This is a genomic window from Corynebacterium sp. HMSC05E07 (genome assembly GCF_001807225.1).
GTDB classification, from domain to species: Bacteria; Actinomycetota; Actinomycetes; order Mycobacteriales; family Mycobacteriaceae; genus Corynebacterium; species Corynebacterium singulare.
On sequence record NZ_KV788271.1, the window covers coordinates 1 to 15502 of the forward strand.

A 15502-nucleotide genomic window follows, 5' to 3' on the forward strand; every position below is an offset into this window, starting at 1 on the left:
GGCTCGCCATCCTTGCCGTCCTTACCGTCGGCACCGGCGGAGGGAGTCTCAGACGGCTCGGTCGTGGGCTTGCCGGAGGCAGACGGTTCGGAAGAGTCGGTCGGCTGAGCGGACTCGCTGGGCTTGACCGGTTCCGACTCGGTCGGCGTGGCAGGCTTGTCATTGGAGACCTTCTTGCCGTTGAGCATGTCAGCGCACTTCTGGCCGGCAGGCGCATTGACTTTAGCCAGAGCAGAGGCGGAGGCAGAAATGCCGCTGAGAGTCTCCTCAATCTCAGCGCGCTGGTCGTCGGAAAGCTTAAGGTCCTTGGCTGCACTGGCGCCCGGGAAAAGTCCAGCGATGGTCACCGCAGCATTGAAGATCTTGAGGACGACGGAGACACCCTTACCGAAGGCGCCGTCAGCAAACTTGATGAGGTTCGATACGGTCTTCTTCGCAGCATCCGGGTTGTTGAGATCGACCTCTGCATCAGCGTTGTCAATGCGGCCGATGGCCATGCCTTGTGCACGAGCCAGGTCCCACGTTACGGCCTTGTCTGCCTCACCCTTACGGACAAGTTTGGCAATGCCTTCCCAGGAGCTCGCACCAATCTTCTTGATGAAATCAGACGGGATAAGATCGCCAACGACTGGGATAACCTCCCAGACGGTCTGGAGCAGCTTGTTGCCGCCCTCGTAGAATGCCTTTGCTAGGTCAAGCTTGCGCTCAAGCAACTGGCCTTCCTTGCCAGGAGCGTCAGTGATTTCACAAACTAGCTTTCCGTTCTTTTCTGCTGCGGTCACGGTGACGTCGGCGGTAGAGGCCTCGGTGCTCTCAAGCTCAGCGAGTGTCGTAGGCTTCGTGCTTTCGGTGCCGAAGAAGCTGAAATCATTGTCGCGGGATTCTCGCTCAATATCCTCGATAGCAATATCGCCAGCGTTATTAGAGTCAATCAGGTTGCCGTCCTCATCAAAGAGAGTGCCGTTGACATCGACAGTGTCGGAGCCTGCGCCCTCGTGGACGAACGCGGAATCAGTAGGCAACTCCACCGCGAGTGCCTGCGGGGCAACAATCACGGACGAGAAGGTGGCGACGGCCACAGCAGTGGCAACAATGCGGGAAGGAATGCGGCGCATGGCGGTTCTTTCTTAAATCTCGATGAAGGCTTGCTTACCGTACGCGATAAGCGCAATGAATTCGGACCGGTGGCTACCCTACCGCCGATGAAATTTAATTTCTACAGTGGAGAAACCACCCAGCAACGCCACCACCCGCTAGCTGCTAACCAGAAGCACTTAGTTAACATCGCATACATTCAATATGTAGAAACATTTCACACAGCAAAGGGCAAGTCCTCCACTAGGAGATTCCCACGAATGGTGAGATCATTTACCTTCAGTTAAGGCGATGGTGTCGAAAAAATATTCCCTACCTTCCAGAAGGGAAAGGTAGGGAAAATAGTGTCCAAGATTACATCACTAGAGACACGGCATTACGACGCTACGACGCAGAGTTACTCTGCGCCGCCGAGGCTGCGCATGACACCGCCAAGACAAATATCCATGTAATGCGTAAGGATTTCGAAGATGAAGTCCGTGTCATAGCCACGCAGCGGCCCCTTAGTGGCAAGCATGGCCAGGCCGTGTGCACCGGCCCACACCGAAATCACGAGAGTGTAGAGCACCCACGGAGCACGCGGGCCATTAACCTCATCGATGGCCTGGCGCACTAGCGACATAATAAAGCCAAAGGCTTGACCGAACTCGCTGAAGTCACGCTGGACCTCCGCGGCCTTATTTGCGTTCGGAAGGAAGTCATCCTCAAAGGACATCGGAACGATCGGACCGGACGCGATCTTGATGAGAGCCTCGAAGCCTTGCGGGTCAGCCAACGCATGGGAGACATAGCCATAACCAGTTGCCCTGATGAGGGAGAGCGCCTTAGAGCCCTCTGGAACAGCAGCCACTTGGCGGTAGATAAACTCGTAGTTGATCTTGTCAAGGTAACGCTCTAGATAACTCGCAAGCTCTTGATCGCTCTCAATGAGGTGCTCCGCCTCTTGAACGGTAAGACCAGCACGAGTGGCAGCGCCGCCGATGTGTAGGCCCGTAACACCGTGATCAAGGGATTCTTCGATCGCTCCACGCAGAAGCGCGGTACGCTTTTCCTCCTCGGTGCCACGCGGGAAATCAACAGCCTTAGCCAACAGCGGCTCTGGCTGCTCCCCAACAAGGCCGAACGGGGCAGTGCGCTCAAGCCGCTCGCCCCGGAGAAACGGGTAAAGACCAACACTAAAGGTATCCATAACACCGCTGAAGGTCTGCTTCTTGGCGGCTGGAGAAAGGTAACGAAGGATACCTTCGGCAGCTAGCTGAGTCACACCATGCAGATGCGAGAAGATTGCAAGCGCGAAGAGCATTGTGCCGTGCGCATCACTGCTTCCACCGGCCTCTTTAACGGCGTCATCCGTCAGGTCATAAAGAAGCTCGAGAATGGGACACGTGTCAGCACGACCCCCTTCGGAGGCAAAGACTTCAGCGGTTAGGTCCTCGCGAGGGGAAGCCTGTACTGCCGTGAAGGCTGCAAAGGAGGTTGGATCCTCCACTGCGAAAGAGAAATAGGACATTGACGCGGAACGAAGCCTATCGACGGCCGTTGCGTTCTCCGGAAGGCGCTTGAAGTGCATGTCAACTACGGACAGCAGAGCTGCATTCAACGTCTCCGTTGTCGCCTCCACCAGTTCGGCGTCACTAGCAAAATACTCTTGAGCCTCGGCGAACGGGACATCTACTTGGTCGGCAACGTCACGCAGACGAACTGCGTCGATGCCGGCCTTGGCGATGACACGTCCGGCCTGCTCAATGAGGAGTTGCCGTGAGGGCTGACTGCCCTTTTCCGCACCTACTGAAGTAATCACGGGTAATAGCCTACCTAGGAGTCGTCTCGATTTCGCTTCACCCTACAGCATTTAGCAAGTTTAAAGGTTTTACACAGTATCCAACTCGGAGGATAAGGATTAATTTCTCACCTAGTAAGCATTCGAGCACTCTGTGCTTACAACAAAGAAAGAGCTCCGACCCCAACAATGTGGGGACGGAGCTCCTCTATGCGAGCTCATACGCCAAGCTAGTCCACCCAGCTAGCGTCCGAGCCGGAAGCAGGTTTTACTGCTCCTGACCATCCTGCTCGGGCTGGTTGCCCTCAGCGCCCTGGTTGCCCTCAGCACCCTGGTTGCCAATACGCTCGTCCAGCTGGTCGCGAGCGGAGTCAATCTTGTCCGCCTTGTCCTCACCCAGCTTGCCCTTGGCAAAGTCAGCACCCTTGTCCAGTGCAGAGTCAGAAACCTGCTCGCCCTTGTCGGAGTTCAGTGCATCCTTTGCCTTATCGAAGATACCCATATCGTATCGTCCTTTCTTTCTAACTACCTTGATAATCTATGCAGGCCACAGCAAGGAACAGCTTCTTTCCCGCCGCTATGCATCCCCACACCACGGAGAACGCGCGCGTTCCCGCATGCGTGGGGTGTCCACAGCGGAGGATTTTCACGCCCTTCGCGCGACCACTTCACCAACGGTACCGACGCAACTCACACTTCGCCACGATGAGTGCCACTCCCAAGCTTCGTGCGATGAGAAACACCCATATCCGTGGGCAGTAATTCAATCTGAGAGTATTAAGGTTAGTTGAGAAAGTTCACCCCCTACGGTTACCCCTTTTCGTTCAACACCATGCGGTGTGCCACCCCACTCTCAATTGAGAAGACTTGTACGCTAAACCTCAGTAATAGCCCGTGGCTCTCCGTTTCCGCCGCACCATACACCACAGGGACCACCCGAGAAACCGTGATACATTCACCAAGCCTTGGGGTCTTATCAACTAGATTTGCAGCCCTGATCTCATTAGAAAATTTTCAGCACAATGCCCTCGAACCACTCTTCTCCCCCATCATCGACTACCTACTTTGGTCTCACATGGCCAGGGAAAAACGAGGCTGCTGTGCAGGCTCATGGAGAGCTGAAGGTTCGGAGGGACGTCGTCAAGCGCGTCAGCTCCTCTCCACACACTGTCACGGAAGCCGACAACCTGGATGCTCTCAAGGACTTCGTCGCCCGAGGTTTTCACGCTGACGTCATCTATATCGATCCCCCTTATAACACCGGGAAGGATTTCGTCTACCGAGATAACTTCCGCCAGCGTCGCGAGGTGCGGTCTGAACATTTCGGGCAGTGGCACGCGGAATGGCTCTCCATGATGTTGCCGCGGATTATTTTGGCGCGTGAGGTCCTCGCAGACACTGGCTTCATTTTTGTATCGATTGGTGAGTCTGAAGCTGCCCACCTGCGACTCATCATGAATGAAGTGTTTGGGGAAGATTGCTTTGCCGGTCAACTCATCTGGAAGAAGGGCGGCACGGGCAAAAATGACTCCAAATACGCGGTCATAGAGCACGAGTATGTGCTCTGTTACGCCAAGAGCGCATCCAATCCGGGCTTCAATCTCGACCCGCACGCACAGACCTCAACGAGGTACAACCACAGCGACGAAAAGGGGAACTACTCTCTCGTGCGCCTTGATTCCAAGACGCTGGGCTACCTGCCCTCTCTCGATTTTTCCATTACAGGCCCCGATGGTCGTGAGTATTGGCCACATCAACCGGAAGGAAAAAGCCAGGTGGCACGCTGGCGGTGGGGCAAGGATAAAGTCTCCGAACACTATGAGGAGCTAGTCTTTCGACGCGGCTTCGTCTACACCAAGAACTACGAAAAGAAGGGGGCACGCCCACGTTCAATACTTGATGGCGAACGCTTTGGAGTCACGCGCACTGGACGCAAAGATGCTGAGGAGGCTCTCGGCATTCAAGGAACCTTCGATTTTCCCAAGCCTGTCCGGCTAATCAAGCATCTTATCGCCATCGCCGGCGGCGCCGACGCGGTCGTCCTCGACTTCTTTGCTGGATCCGGAACCACTGCTCAGGCCGTGGCGGAACTCAATCGGGAGGATGGCGGCAGCCGCAGTGTGCATCTCGTACAGATTGCTCAGCCAACAGAAGCCTCGAGCCCCGCACGCCGTGCCGGTTTCGACTCCGTTGCCGATATTTGCCTGGCTCGAGTCCAGGCGCTCGACGGACTGGACTTTAGCCACATACGCCTCACGCCAATAGAGGAGTAGGAGCCCTGCGCCGGTAGTGCGGGGGCTACGACGCCGCATGGCGGGAGGCTTCAGCAACGCCGTGCTCTTCCGTGCCTTCTGGGCGTCCCGGGATTCCGAAGAAATCCAGGACCGTGTCAGTAGCAAAGCCGCGCCCCACTTCGGGCTTATCCTTACTGGGACGACCTGGCCACACATGGGAACCACCGTTGATCCTAATATGTTGCAGCGGTGCTTTGCAGCCGGTCCATGTTTCTTTAACGGCGTCATTCGTCAGGCGCAGGCTCTCCACATCGCCTACGCATTTATTGCGCTTTTGATGCTGACCGAGCACCTCTGCGACCGAAGAGTAGGCAGTACCGTGGCGAACACCGCCCTCGTAATTGACCACCGGGTCATCCGTGCCGTGAATATCAAGGCGGCCCACAGGCCGCTCAGAGCACTCAGAGTGGATTCCCTCGTAATACGCCGCTGACACCGTTGCCACAGATCGGAACGTGCCCGGCATCCGGCAGGCCAAGAAAGCCGCAAATCCACCCCCGTTGGACAAACCAGCGGCGAAAATGGCGTCATCGTCCACGCTGTACGTCGCCCGCAGGCTATCGACAATCTGGCGGACGAAATCCACATCTTCTTCTTCACTGGTTGCTGCGTAGGGAGCCGGAGTCCACGCTTTTTCGACTCCCTGTGGGTAGGCCACAATGGCTTCGGCGGCATCGAACTGGGTATACCCTTCCATGTTTTCAGGACTGTCGTTCCAGCCGTGGAAGGAAAGGAGCACCGGCCACGAGCGCTCCGGTGTGTAGTTCTCAGGAACATGCAGAAGAAAGCTGCGCCCAGACGCCAATTTCATGTTCTTGGTGTGTCCGGGTTCCGGTCCCACGAGCATGGGGGCCACCGGCACCCCGAGGTCATTAGTCCAGACGGCCGACGTCGTGGGAGTCGGGGTGTCGTCAGTCCCAGCGCAAGCTCCCAGTGCTCCCACACATACCGCAGAAGACACAGCAGCACACAAAGCTCGCAGAACGCGCGGCTGGTGGGCTGTCTTACCGCGCAACTTCACCGGTGTCTGACCCCCTGGACGTTGATTCATAAATCCTAGCCACTACAAGGTAACAGCTCCGTATCAACGAACACGTAGCGGCGCGGTAGATTGAAAGCATTATGTCCTCCATCAGCTCCCCTCCCCCGCGCCCTGAGCATTATCCCAGCTATCGCAAGGCATCCACGCAGGAGGGCCCCACATTCCGCACTGTGCACCAGCGAACGCGCGCTGCCCGCGCCTTCGTCGAGGGCGCCGAAAACTACCAGGATGTGCGCCCCAGCTATCCATTCGACGTGGCTGCACTCGTTGGATCCGCACACACGGTCCTGGATGTGGGCGCCGGCACCGGCAAGTTCACCGCAACACTCACCAACCCTGAAGTATTCGCCAGCGATCCCTCCCCGGACATGACTAGGGTTCTCAGCCGTCTCGGCATTCCATGCTGGCGGGCCACAGCGGAGGATACTGCGCTGACTAGTTCGTCACTTGATGCCGTCACCTGCGCACAAACCTGGCATTGGGTCGATGTGGACCGCGCCTGCGCCGAGTTTGACCGTATCCTTCGCCCTGGTGGCCGGGTCGTACTCGTCTGGAACACACTCGACGTGAACGCGGATCCCTGGATCCTTCGACTCGCTCGGATTATGCACTCAGGAGATGTCCACCGCCCAGGCTTTTATCCCACCCTTGCCGCTCCGTGGGAAGTCCGGGATGAGTTGCGCCTCACCTGGAACCACACTCTTACGCCCGAGCAGCTGCACCAGCTCATGCATACCCGTTCCTATTGGCTCCGAAATGGCGAGAAAATCCACGATCGCATGACCTATAACCTCAACTGGTATCTCTTTGAGCACATGGGCTTTCACCCCGGTCAAGAACTCGCTATTCCGTATCGCACGGACGCCTTCGTGCTCGCTCGCCCCGGCGAGTAGCTGACTTCTGTAACCATGACAACTGTCATGCGAAACTCATGACGTCATGGCTACGCTGCAGATACCTTGCGTCCTTAGCGTGAAGGTATGAGCACGACACACACTTCTCCCCCGGCCATCGACGTGTCCGGAATCAGCAAAACCTTCAATGCCTCTTCTCGCAGTCCGGTGCATGCGCTTCACGACGTCTCCCTCACCATCCACCAAGGAGAAATCGTCGGCCTACTTGGCACCAACGGCGCAGGCAAGACCACGCTCATTGATCTCATCTTGGGGCTGACTACCCCAACGGCAGGCACCATCAGCGTGTTCGGCCAAGCCCCGCACACCGCTGTGAAAAGCGGCCGAATCGGCGCAGTCATGCAATCAGGCGGCCTCCTTCCGGATATCACCGTGAAGGAAACTTTGGAACTCCTCGGCGCTGCTTTCCCCTCTCACCGCCCGTACGAGGACATCATCGAGCGCGCTAATCTAGGGGGCATTCTGTCACGCCGGGTAGGTAAATGCTCCGGCGGCGAGCAACAACGCCTGCGTTTCGGATTGGCTCTGTTGGGGGACCCGATGCTCTTGCTTCTCGACGAACCAACTGCCGGCATGGATGCTGGTGCCCGCCGCCACTTCTGGGAGACCATGCGAGAGGAAGCCAAAGCCGGAAGAACCATCCTGCTGACCACTCATTACCTCGAAGAAGCCGATACTTTTGCCCAACGCATCATTATGCTCAACAAAGGCAAGATTCATGCTGACGGGTCCACCGAAGAGATCCGCAACGCAGATTCCACCCGAGTCATCCGGGCCACCTTTCCTGGTGGAGTACCGGATCGTCTCCTGAATGAGTCTCTGCCAGGGATGCTTCACCAAGCTCGTACCGACTCTGGCCTCGCCATCACCACGCGCGATTCTGACGCGGTAGCCCGCTTCCTGCTCACTGAAACCACAGCGCGCGATATCACTATTTCTGAGCAGAACCTCGAGGACTCGTTCCTTGAGCTATCCAGCGCTTCACCGGACACCATCACCCATTAAGGAGGCACATGTTATGAGCACACACATTGACGTTACGCCAACGCTCGGCACCGCCCTTAAGTATGCCGCACACGATCTCAAACGACTGCGCCGCGACCTGCCCACCCTCTTTTTCAGCATCGGCCTGCCCGTCATTTTCTACATGCTCTTCGGCGCCATGCAGGAATATGGCGATACCGAATTCAACGGTGGAAACGTCGCGGCTCTCGTCATGATTGGCATGGCGCTCTACGCTGGCGCTACTGGTGCCGTTGGGGCAGCTGGTTCTATGGTTGCAGAAAACCGCGCTGGGTGGGGCCGCCAATTGGCGCTCACTCCCCTACGGGCTTCTCAGCTTGGCCTTGCCAATGTCCTCAACATTGCGGTCCGTGCCATCTTGCCTATCGCCGCTGTCTTCATCACCGGCGGGTTCACTAAGGCCACGATGCAGCCGGACCAATGGGTGCTCTCTTTTCTCATTACCGCGGCGTGTGCCATCCCTTTCGGTATCTACGGTATGGCCTGCGCCATGCTCATCCCATCGGAGAACACTGTTTCCATCGCGACATCCACAATCGTCATTCTCGCTTTCGCCGGAAACGTCTTTATGCCGCTCAAGGAATCCCTGCTTGAGGTCGGACGATTCACCCCGATGTACGGCGCACAGGCCCTTGCCCGCTGGCCGCTATCTGAAGGTGCCCAAATGATCAACGGTGAGCGTAACTTCATTGAGGACCCACTCTGGTACGCATGGGTTAACATCACTATATGGACAGTGGTTTTCGTCGGGTTCTGCGTGCTTCTTCGCAACCGCGACAAGAACCGAGCATGATGCGTGATTTCAGGCTGCGGGACGCGTGCTTCGCCGCCATTTGGTTGATCTTTCTTCTCATAGCGCTGGTGCAGATCCTTGTTCTGCCCCCATATTCCACGTTTCAACGCTTCTGGGCCGTTGCCATCACCGTGATATTTTGCGTCACGTATTTTGTTTCCTTCGGTACCCTTCACACCTTCCCGCACGGGTGGTCCCTGGAGCGTCGAGTCGCTCTCCGGTGGGGCATACTCGCTGTGCTAGCACTTGCCGCAATTCCTTCGTACGGCGTGTGGGCTGTGTGCTTCGTTCCGTATCTTGGAGCCTTAGTCGCTTACACCCAGCCGCTGAGAACTGCAGCCACTGTCATCACCGTCACCGGAATCATCGCTAGTATCCCCGCGTGGTTTTTCGCCCGCCCAAACTCTATCGACCTCGCAATCATTCTCTTTGGCTGGCCCCTGCTTATCTTGGTCCTCGGCACGTTATCGCAGCGCGAAGACACCGAAACAGCCTTAAGACATGATTTGGATTTAGCCCAACAACGCGAAGACATCGCCGCCGACATCCACGATCTCCTCGGCCACACCCTGACAGCTATCAATCTCAAGGCCGAAGTAGCGCGCCGTTTTATCGACCGCGATCCAGCCAAAGCCGCAGCCGAGCTTGATGCCATCAGTTCGCTGTCGCGTTTATCCCTCGCAGAGGTACGCTCCACCGTCACGCGCATGAAGAACCCCACCTTCGCTGGCGAGATTCAGGCCGCACGCCGGATCTTGGACACTGCCGGCATCCATCCCCACCTGCCTGAAACTCTTATCCGTCCGCGGGCGCATGAGGATTTGTTCTCGTGGGCGTTACGAGAGCTCACGACCAACGTCGTCCGTCACTCTGGGGCTTCGCACTGCTGGGTTATCCTCCATGAGGATTCCCTCCAGGTCACCGATAACGGAGGCGGTTTCACGGAGGACGCTTCGCAGGCGCTGGCCTCCGGTGTTACGGGTCTCGCCGGCCTTCGTCGGCGGGCCCACGACATCGGGGGCGCCGTCATCATTCAGCGCGCCGAGGGTTTCACCTCAGTCCTACTTACTCTTAATGATGTCCCTGAAATAGAGGAGGTCCACTCACCATGACGTCTCCCATTCGGGTGCTCATCGCCGAAGACCAGTCGCTCGTTCGAGGAGCACTGACCGCATTACTTAATACCGAGCCAGACATTGAAGTCGTTGCTGGGTGTTCATCCGGCGCCGAGGTCGCTGCCCTCGTGGCCGAGCATCACGTTGATGTGGCGCTACTCGATATTGAGATGCCGGGAATGAATGGTATCGATGCTGCTAAGACGATCGCTTCTACCGGTTGCCGAAGCCTCATCGTCACTACTTTTGGACGTGCCGGCTACGTCAAACGCGCACTTGAGGCAGGCGTCGACGGTTTCCTGGTCAAAGATACACCCCCAGACGAGCTCGCCGACGCCATCCGACGCGTTCACTCAGGCCTGCGCGTCGTAGATCCACAATTGGCTCAAGACATCCTCTTTGCCCCAGATAATCCTCTCAGCGAGAGAGAAATTGAAGTCTGCCGATTGCTTGTTCGTGGTCTTGGGTCCGCGGACATCGCAGCGCAGCTGCATCTTAGCGGCGGCACCGTGCGCAACCATATCTCCGCCATCATGTCCAAGACTGGAGCGGCCAATCGCTTCGAGGCCGCCCGGCGGGCGGAAACCAACGGTTGGATTTAAGGAATCGTTAAAGCAAGACCTGAGCAAGTAGAGAGCCCAACACACCGGGCCTGACCCCAACTCCTCACTTCGGGGAACACACGCCGTTTTCGATCTCCTAGCGGCGTTGGCGGCGCTCACGCACGCGCACGGCTATGCGTACTGGCGAGCCGTGGAAACCGAAACGCTCGCGGAACTTGCGCTCCAGATAGCGGCGGTAGCCAGCATCCAGGAAGCCGGTTGTGAACAAGACAATCGTCGGCGGCTGGGTCGATGCCTGGGTGGCAAACAGCACGCGGGGCAAGCGATTGTTGTTCATTGGCGGTGGGTTGGCTGCGATAGCCTCACGCATCCAGTTGTTGAGCTGGCCAGTGGACACGCGCTGATCCCAGCTGTCCAGAGCCTCAATCATGGCTGGCTCCAGCTTCTGCAGAGCGCGGCCTGTCTCCGCCGAGATATTGACGCGGGTAACCCACGGGAGGTGGCGCAGGTTCTCATCGATCTCACGGTCCAGGTAGTAACGACGATCCTCATCGACGAGATCCCACTTATTGAACGCGATGACGAGGGCTTTGCCGGCCTCAAGAATCATGTTGAGGACGCGCTGGTCTTGCTCGGAAACTTCCTGGGAGGCGTCGATAAGCATGATGCACACCTCGGCCGCATCGATCACGCCACGCGTACGCAGGGAGGCATAATACTCGTGGCCTTTCACGTTCTTGACCTTCTTGCGCAAGCCCGCGGTATCGATGAACTTCCACAGGCGTTCATCAAGCTGAACGAGCGAATCCACGGGATCGACGGTCGTGCCGGCAGCGTTGTCCACGACGGAGCGCTCTTCCGACGTCAGCTTGTTAAGCAGCGAGGACTTACCCACATTTGGCTTGCCCACCAATGCCACGCGGCGCGGACCGGAGGTGATCGACGAGTTGCGGGGTTCCTCCGGGAACAGACGCAGAATCTCATCGAGAACGTCGGCACCGCCGCGACCGTGTTGTGCGGACACCGGCCACGGATCGCCCAAACCCAACGCGTAGAACTCGGCCATATCGGCGTACATCGTCTCCGAGTCGAACTTGTTAGACACCAAGATGACCGGCACCTCGGACTTCTGCAGTTTGCGAGCCATCACAGCATCGGTTTCGGTGATACCAACCTTGGTGTCAACAACGAAGACAATGACATCTGCCGTAGCCATGGCCAGCTCTGCCTGCCGCGCAATAGCGGCGTGGATGCCCTTGACATTGGGGTCCCAGCCACCAGTATCTTGGACGAAAAATCGCTGGCCATTCCAGTCCGCGACGTAGGATACGCGGTCGCGGGTCACACCTGGGTGATCCTCCACCACTGCTTCGCGGCGGCCCAAGAAGCGATTCACCAACGAGGACTTGCCCACGTTCGGGCGGCCTACGATGGCCACCGTGCAGAGGTTTTCCTCAGTGTGCCCATCATCCACGCCAAACTCGGCGGAAAGTGCTTCCCACTCTTCCTCGCTCAGCGGAGCGTCACCGTCGGAGTCGCTTTCGTCCTCGCCAAATTCTGCCTCACCGAACTCAGAGTCATCGAACTCCGCCTCGTCGAACTCATAATCAAATTCATCGGAGTCAAAATCATCGGGAGCCCAGCCGCCGTGTGGATCGCGCACGATCTCTTCCTCGAGTTTGCCCACTGGATAGTGGAATTCGGTCTCGAAATCCTCTGGCTCCTGCTCAGGATTGAGATCAGGGTTCTGCGGTTGATTAGTCATCAGCGGCCTCCTTGGTAGCAGAATCCTCAATGACGGCGACGAGTGCGTCGAGTACTTCGTCACGGGTCATGTCGGAAGTGTCCACGAGCACAGCATCCTCTGCAGGACGCAGCGGTGACGTGGCGCGGGAGGAATCGGCGGCGTCGCGCCGTTGGACGTCGGCAAGCACAGTGTCGAAATCAGACTCAATGCCGGCCGCAAGGTTCTGATCGTGACGACGCTGAGCTCGAACCTCAGCAGAGGCGGTCATGAACGCCTTGGCGGGAGAATCAGCAAGCACAACAGTGCCGATATCGCGGCCTTCTACAATTGCGCGGTGTGCCTGAGCAGCCAAGGAGCGCTGCAGATCCACCAGATTCTGGCGCACCTCCGGAATGGCGGACACAGCCGAAACGTTGCGGGTGACCTCGTCTTCACGGATAACGCGGGAGACGTCCTCGCCGTCAAAGATGACCTGAGTGGAATCCGGGTCATCCGAAACCTCCAGCGGAAGGTTAGCTGTGGCTTCGATAACGGCCGCGGTATTCGCCGGGTCCACGCCGGCACGCAACACAGCAAGAGTGGCCACACGGTACATGGCGCCGGTGTCGACGTACTTGGCATCGAGACGCTTGGCCAGCGCGCGGCACGTCGTGGACTTGCCTGTTCCGGACGGCCCATCGACGGCCACGATGAGCCCTTGGTTTGGCATGTTTGAAATCATTACATCCCCACCGCCTTGTACAAGCTGGTTAGTTCATTGGAGTTCAGCGCACGCATCGAGCCCGGCTTCATATCACCAAGCTGCACCGTGTGAAGCTTGGTGCGCACGAGGCGCTGGACTGGGTAGCCCGCTTCCTTCAGCATGCGGCGCACAATGTGCTTGCGTCCTTCGTGCAGCTCAACGCGTACGAGGGAATAGCCCTGGTTCTTGTCAACGATCTGCACATAATCTGCCTTGGCCAGGCCATCCTCAAGTTCGATTCCTTCTTGGAGTTGGCGGACAAGCTTCTTATCGCCTTCTCCCAGAACGGTAGCAAGGTAAGTCTTCGTGACCTCGTATTTCGGATGCATCAGACGGTTCGCCAGTTCGCCATCGTTGGTGAGCAAGAGCAGACCCTCGGTATCAGCATCAAGACGGCCGACGTGGAAGAGACGCTGACCGGAGACAACACGGTCAGCGACGACATCGCCCACGCAGGGACGGCCCATGTCATCCGACATCGTGGACTGCATGCCACGCGGCTTGTTGAGCACAAAGTACTGGGTGTCTTCGTTGACATTGATGCGGGTGCCGTCCACGCGGATGACATCGCTGTTAGGGTTCACGCGGGTGCCCTGCTTGATGATGACCTGACCGTTGACCTCAACGCGGCCCTGCTCAATGAGGATTTCTGCGTGGCGGCGTGAGGCCACGCCAGCCTTCGCCAGAACCTTCTGCAGACGTTCACCCTGGTTGTCGGATTTCTTATCAGCGCCGTCTACCAACCAATCTGCGCCCAAGTCACGGGCGACAGAGTCAGCGGTGGCCTTCTTCTTTTTCACGTGCTGATGGCGAGCCGGCTTAGCGTTGGAGACAATCATGTCGCTGTCTCGCTTCTTTTTCTCCGGTGTGCCATCGCGGCGAGCGGGTGGAGTCACGGAAATGTGTCCTCTCAATAGTTCTTCAATTTGCGGCGCACATAGGCACCGTTGTCCGCGGGCAATCCTACCCCACAGTGTGGCTCTATGAGTAGTCCTCATCAATCTGATCGATATCCGGCAGCAACGGCGCAAGATCTGGGAGGCGCTCCAGAGAGTCGATGCCGAGCAGCTCAAGGAAGAGCTCCGTCGTCTCGTACTGATGTGCCAGGCCCTCCACGCCGTCGAGCTCACGGATGAGACCACGCATCGTCAGGGTACGGACCACGCCGTCGACGTTGACGCCTCGCACACCGGCGACCTGGGCGCGCGTTACTGGCTGGCGGTAGGCAATCACCGCCAGGGTCTCCAATGCCGCACGCGAAAGCTTGGTCTGGGTGCCATCGAGCACGAACTGCTCGACCGCATCGGCGTTGTCCTTGCGAGTATAAAAACGCCAGCCCTCAGAGGTTTCCCGCAAGTCAATACCAGAGCCGCGTTCATTCAGCTCGCGCTGCAGGGACCGGAGAACATCACTAACCACGGTTGTCTCGGTATCAAGAGCGCGGGCTAGAGCCTCCACGCTGGCGGGCGAATCCACCACGAGCAAAATTGACTCTACGCGTGAGCGCAGTTGCGAAATGAGCGGCAGTACAGTGGCTTCCGTGCGGTCTTCCATGACTGGGTAGCGTACCTTAGCCACAGGCGTCCTCGTCCCAGCTAGTCCCAGTTGGCCGCCGCCACGACGGCCGGGTCCACATCGAGCCCGGTCCACGCCAGCTCCAAAGGTCCGAGGGATTCTTCTTGAACCGCGTCAACCGCTTTGGCCTTATAGAGCTCGAGCAATGCCAAGAAGCGGCCAACAATTTCCATGGACACGGTGCAATCCCTGGTGAGGGCATCGAAGCTCATCCACTGGCCTGTGCCCAGCATCTTGAGAGTGCCAAGAATCTTGCCAGCCTGCTCCGGCACCGAGACTGCCACCTGATGAATGTGACCGGTCGCCACCTCCTCCGGTGGCTTGGGCCGGAAGACTCCCGCGGCAAGCTCGGCGAAACTCGCCGGTGTGTGCCCCAGCTTGACCGGCGGCAGAAGCTCACTAAACCGCTCCTCCATTGCTACTGCCCGGGGATAGCGGCGCTGTGCTTGGCGCTGCCAGTGCGCGAACTGATCCGCTACCTGTTTGTAGGCTTTGTACTGCAAAAGGCGAGCGAAAAGAAGGTCTCGAGTCTCCAAAAGTTCAAGATCCTCAAGGTCATCAACGTCACCCCGCGGAAGAAGTCGCGCTGCCTTGAGATCCAGCAGCGTCGCTGCGATGAGGAGAAACTCTGTGGTCTCATCAAGATCCGCAGTTTCCCCTAATGCGCGGGTGTAGGCGACGAATTCGTCGGTAACCTCAGAGAGAGCGACTTCGGTAACGTCCAGCTTCTTGGCTTGGATGAGCTGGAGGAGCAGGTCGAAAGGCCCCTCGAAGTTACCCAGCGCAATACGGAAGCCGGTAATCTCCGGTTGCGTCATG

At 57.8% G+C, this 15502-nt stretch carries 14 protein-coding genes and 1 pseudogene; 6 read left to right on the top strand and 9 right to left on the bottom strand.

Annotation, left to right across the window (positions count from 1 at the left end; all coding sequences use genetic code 11):
- The 3 genes and pseudogenes from HMPREF3149_RS10840 to HMPREF3149_RS10850 form a co-directional block, all read right to left on the bottom strand.
- A pseudogene (locus HMPREF3149_RS10840) lies at window positions 1-1115 on the bottom strand (hypothetical protein); the annotation flags it as partial.
- Window positions 1116-1492: 377 nt separating this feature from the next.
- Window positions 1493-2896 carry a TetR/AcrR family transcriptional regulator gene (locus HMPREF3149_RS10845; RefSeq protein WP_042530938.1) on the bottom strand — a complete coding sequence of 468 codons (1404 nt, stop codon included), beginning with the start codon at window positions 2894-2896 and terminating at the stop codon, window positions 1493-1495.
- A 247-nt stretch (window positions 2897-3143) separates the two neighbouring features.
- A complete protein-coding gene (locus HMPREF3149_RS10850) occupies window positions 3144-3377 on the bottom strand; it encodes an antitoxin (protein ID WP_042530940.1) in 234 nt (77 codons plus the stop codon).
- 520 nt (window positions 3378-3897) lie between these two features.
- Here HMPREF3149_RS10850 and HMPREF3149_RS10855 point away from each other — a divergent pair.
- Window positions 3898-5148 (top strand): site-specific DNA-methyltransferase, encoded by a 1251-nt coding sequence (locus HMPREF3149_RS10855; protein ID WP_042530942.1) that lies wholly within the window; start codon window positions 3898-3900, stop codon window positions 5146-5148.
- A gap of 25 nt (window positions 5149-5173) precedes the next feature.
- On the opposite strand, the gene HMPREF3149_RS10860 is transcribed toward HMPREF3149_RS10855, so the two are convergent.
- The gene (locus HMPREF3149_RS10860) at window positions 5174-6220 is read right to left on the bottom strand and encodes a CE1 family esterase (protein WP_246820001.1); all 1047 of its coding nucleotides are present in this window, start codon (window positions 6218-6220) and stop codon (window positions 5174-5176) included.
- Between the two features lie 71 nt (window positions 6221-6291).
- Here HMPREF3149_RS10860 and HMPREF3149_RS10865 point away from each other — a divergent pair, with 71 nt between their 5' ends.
- The 5 genes from HMPREF3149_RS10865 (at window position 6292) to HMPREF3149_RS10885 (ending at window position 10658) form a co-directional block, all read left to right on the top strand.
- The gene (locus HMPREF3149_RS10865) at window positions 6292-7104 is read left to right on the top strand and encodes a class I SAM-dependent methyltransferase (RefSeq protein WP_371440980.1); all 813 of its coding nucleotides are present in this window, start codon (window positions 6292-6294) and stop codon (window positions 7102-7104) included.
- Between the two features lie 87 nt (window positions 7105-7191).
- Window positions 7192-8130, top strand: coding sequence for an ABC transporter ATP-binding protein (locus HMPREF3149_RS10870; RefSeq protein ID WP_210385450.1), 939 nt, complete (start codon window positions 7192-7194; stop codon window positions 8128-8130).
- A gap of 13 nt (window positions 8131-8143) precedes the next feature.
- Window positions 8144-8941, top strand: coding sequence for an ABC transporter permease (locus tag HMPREF3149_RS10875; RefSeq protein ID WP_070538115.1), 798 nt, complete (start codon window positions 8144-8146; stop codon window positions 8939-8941).
- Window positions 8941-10053, top strand: coding sequence for a sensor histidine kinase (locus tag HMPREF3149_RS10880; RefSeq protein ID WP_070538149.1), 1113 nt, complete (start codon window positions 8941-8943; stop codon window positions 10051-10053). Before HMPREF3149_RS10875 ends, HMPREF3149_RS10880 begins: the two co-directional genes overlap by 1 nt.
- Window positions 10050-10658, top strand: coding sequence for a response regulator transcription factor (locus HMPREF3149_RS10885; protein WP_070538117.1), 609 nt, complete (start codon window positions 10050-10052; stop codon window positions 10656-10658). Before HMPREF3149_RS10880 ends, HMPREF3149_RS10885 begins: the two co-directional genes overlap by 4 nt.
- A gap of 97 nt (window positions 10659-10755) precedes the next feature.
- Here HMPREF3149_RS10885 and der read toward each other — a convergent pair whose 3' ends face one another.
- The 5 genes from der to HMPREF3149_RS10910 form a co-directional block, all read right to left on the bottom strand.
- Entirely contained in the window at window positions 10756-12384 is a 1629-nt protein-coding gene (gene der / locus HMPREF3149_RS10890) for a ribosome biogenesis GTPase Der (RefSeq protein WP_070538119.1), read from the bottom strand.
- Entirely contained in the window at window positions 12377-13087 is a 711-nt protein-coding gene (gene cmk / locus HMPREF3149_RS10895) for a (d)CMP kinase (protein ID WP_070538122.1), read from the bottom strand. The genes der and cmk overlap by 8 nt, the downstream gene beginning before the upstream one ends.
- On the bottom strand, window positions 13087-14004 hold the full coding sequence (locus tag HMPREF3149_RS10900) for a pseudouridine synthase (RefSeq protein WP_042530956.1): 918 nt from the start codon (window positions 14002-14004) through the stop codon (window positions 13087-13089). The genes cmk and HMPREF3149_RS10900 overlap by 1 nt, the downstream gene beginning before the upstream one ends.
- Window positions 14005-14089: 85 nt before the next feature.
- Window positions 14090-14662, bottom strand: coding sequence for an SMC-Scp complex subunit ScpB (scpB, locus tag HMPREF3149_RS10905; protein ID WP_070538124.1), 573 nt, complete (start codon window positions 14660-14662; stop codon window positions 14090-14092).
- A gap of 41 nt (window positions 14663-14703) precedes the next feature.
- Entirely contained in the window at window positions 14704-15501 is a 798-nt protein-coding gene (locus tag HMPREF3149_RS10910) for a segregation and condensation protein A (RefSeq protein ID WP_042530960.1), read from the bottom strand.
- Window position 15502 lies beyond the last annotated feature (1 nt).

Coding starts and splice junctions, on each gene's coding strand:
- scpB (WP_070538124.1), bottom strand. CDS start 14,662: ATGGAAGACCGCACGGAAGCCACTGTACTGCCGCTCATTTCGCAACTG.
- HMPREF3149_RS10880 (WP_070538149.1), top strand. CDS start 8,941: ATGCGTGATTTCAGGCTGCGGGACGCGTGCTTCGCCGCCATTTGGTTG.
- HMPREF3149_RS10860 (WP_246820001.1), bottom strand. CDS start 6,220: ATGAATCAACGTCCAGGGGGTCAGACACCGGTGAAGTTGCGCGGTAAG.
- HMPREF3149_RS10885 (WP_070538117.1), top strand. CDS start 10,050: ATGACGTCTCCCATTCGGGTGCTCATCGCCGAAGACCAGTCGCTCGTT.
- HMPREF3149_RS10865 (WP_371440980.1), top strand. CDS start 6,292: ATGTCCTCCATCAGCTCCCCTCCCCCGCGCCCTGAGCATTATCCCAGC.
- HMPREF3149_RS10870 (WP_210385450.1), top strand. CDS start 7,192: ATGAGCACGACACACACTTCTCCCCCGGCCATCGACGTGTCCGGAATC.
- HMPREF3149_RS10875 (WP_070538115.1), top strand. CDS start 8,144: ATGAGCACACACATTGACGTTACGCCAACGCTCGGCACCGCCCTTAAG.
- cmk (WP_070538122.1), bottom strand. CDS start 13,087: ATGATTTCAAACATGCCAAACCAAGGGCTCATCGTGGCCGTCGATGGG.
- der (WP_070538119.1), bottom strand. CDS start 12,384: ATGACTAATCAACCGCAGAACCCTGATCTCAATCCTGAGCAGGAGCCA.
- HMPREF3149_RS10850 (WP_042530940.1), bottom strand. CDS start 3,377: ATGGGTATCTTCGATAAGGCAAAGGATGCACTGAACTCCGACAAGGGC.
- HMPREF3149_RS10855 (WP_042530942.1), top strand. CDS start 3,898: ATGCCCTCGAACCACTCTTCTCCCCCATCATCGACTACCTACTTTGGT.
- HMPREF3149_RS10910 (WP_042530960.1), bottom strand. CDS start 15,501: ATGACGCAACCGGAGATTACCGGCTTCCGTATTGCGCTGGGTAACTTC.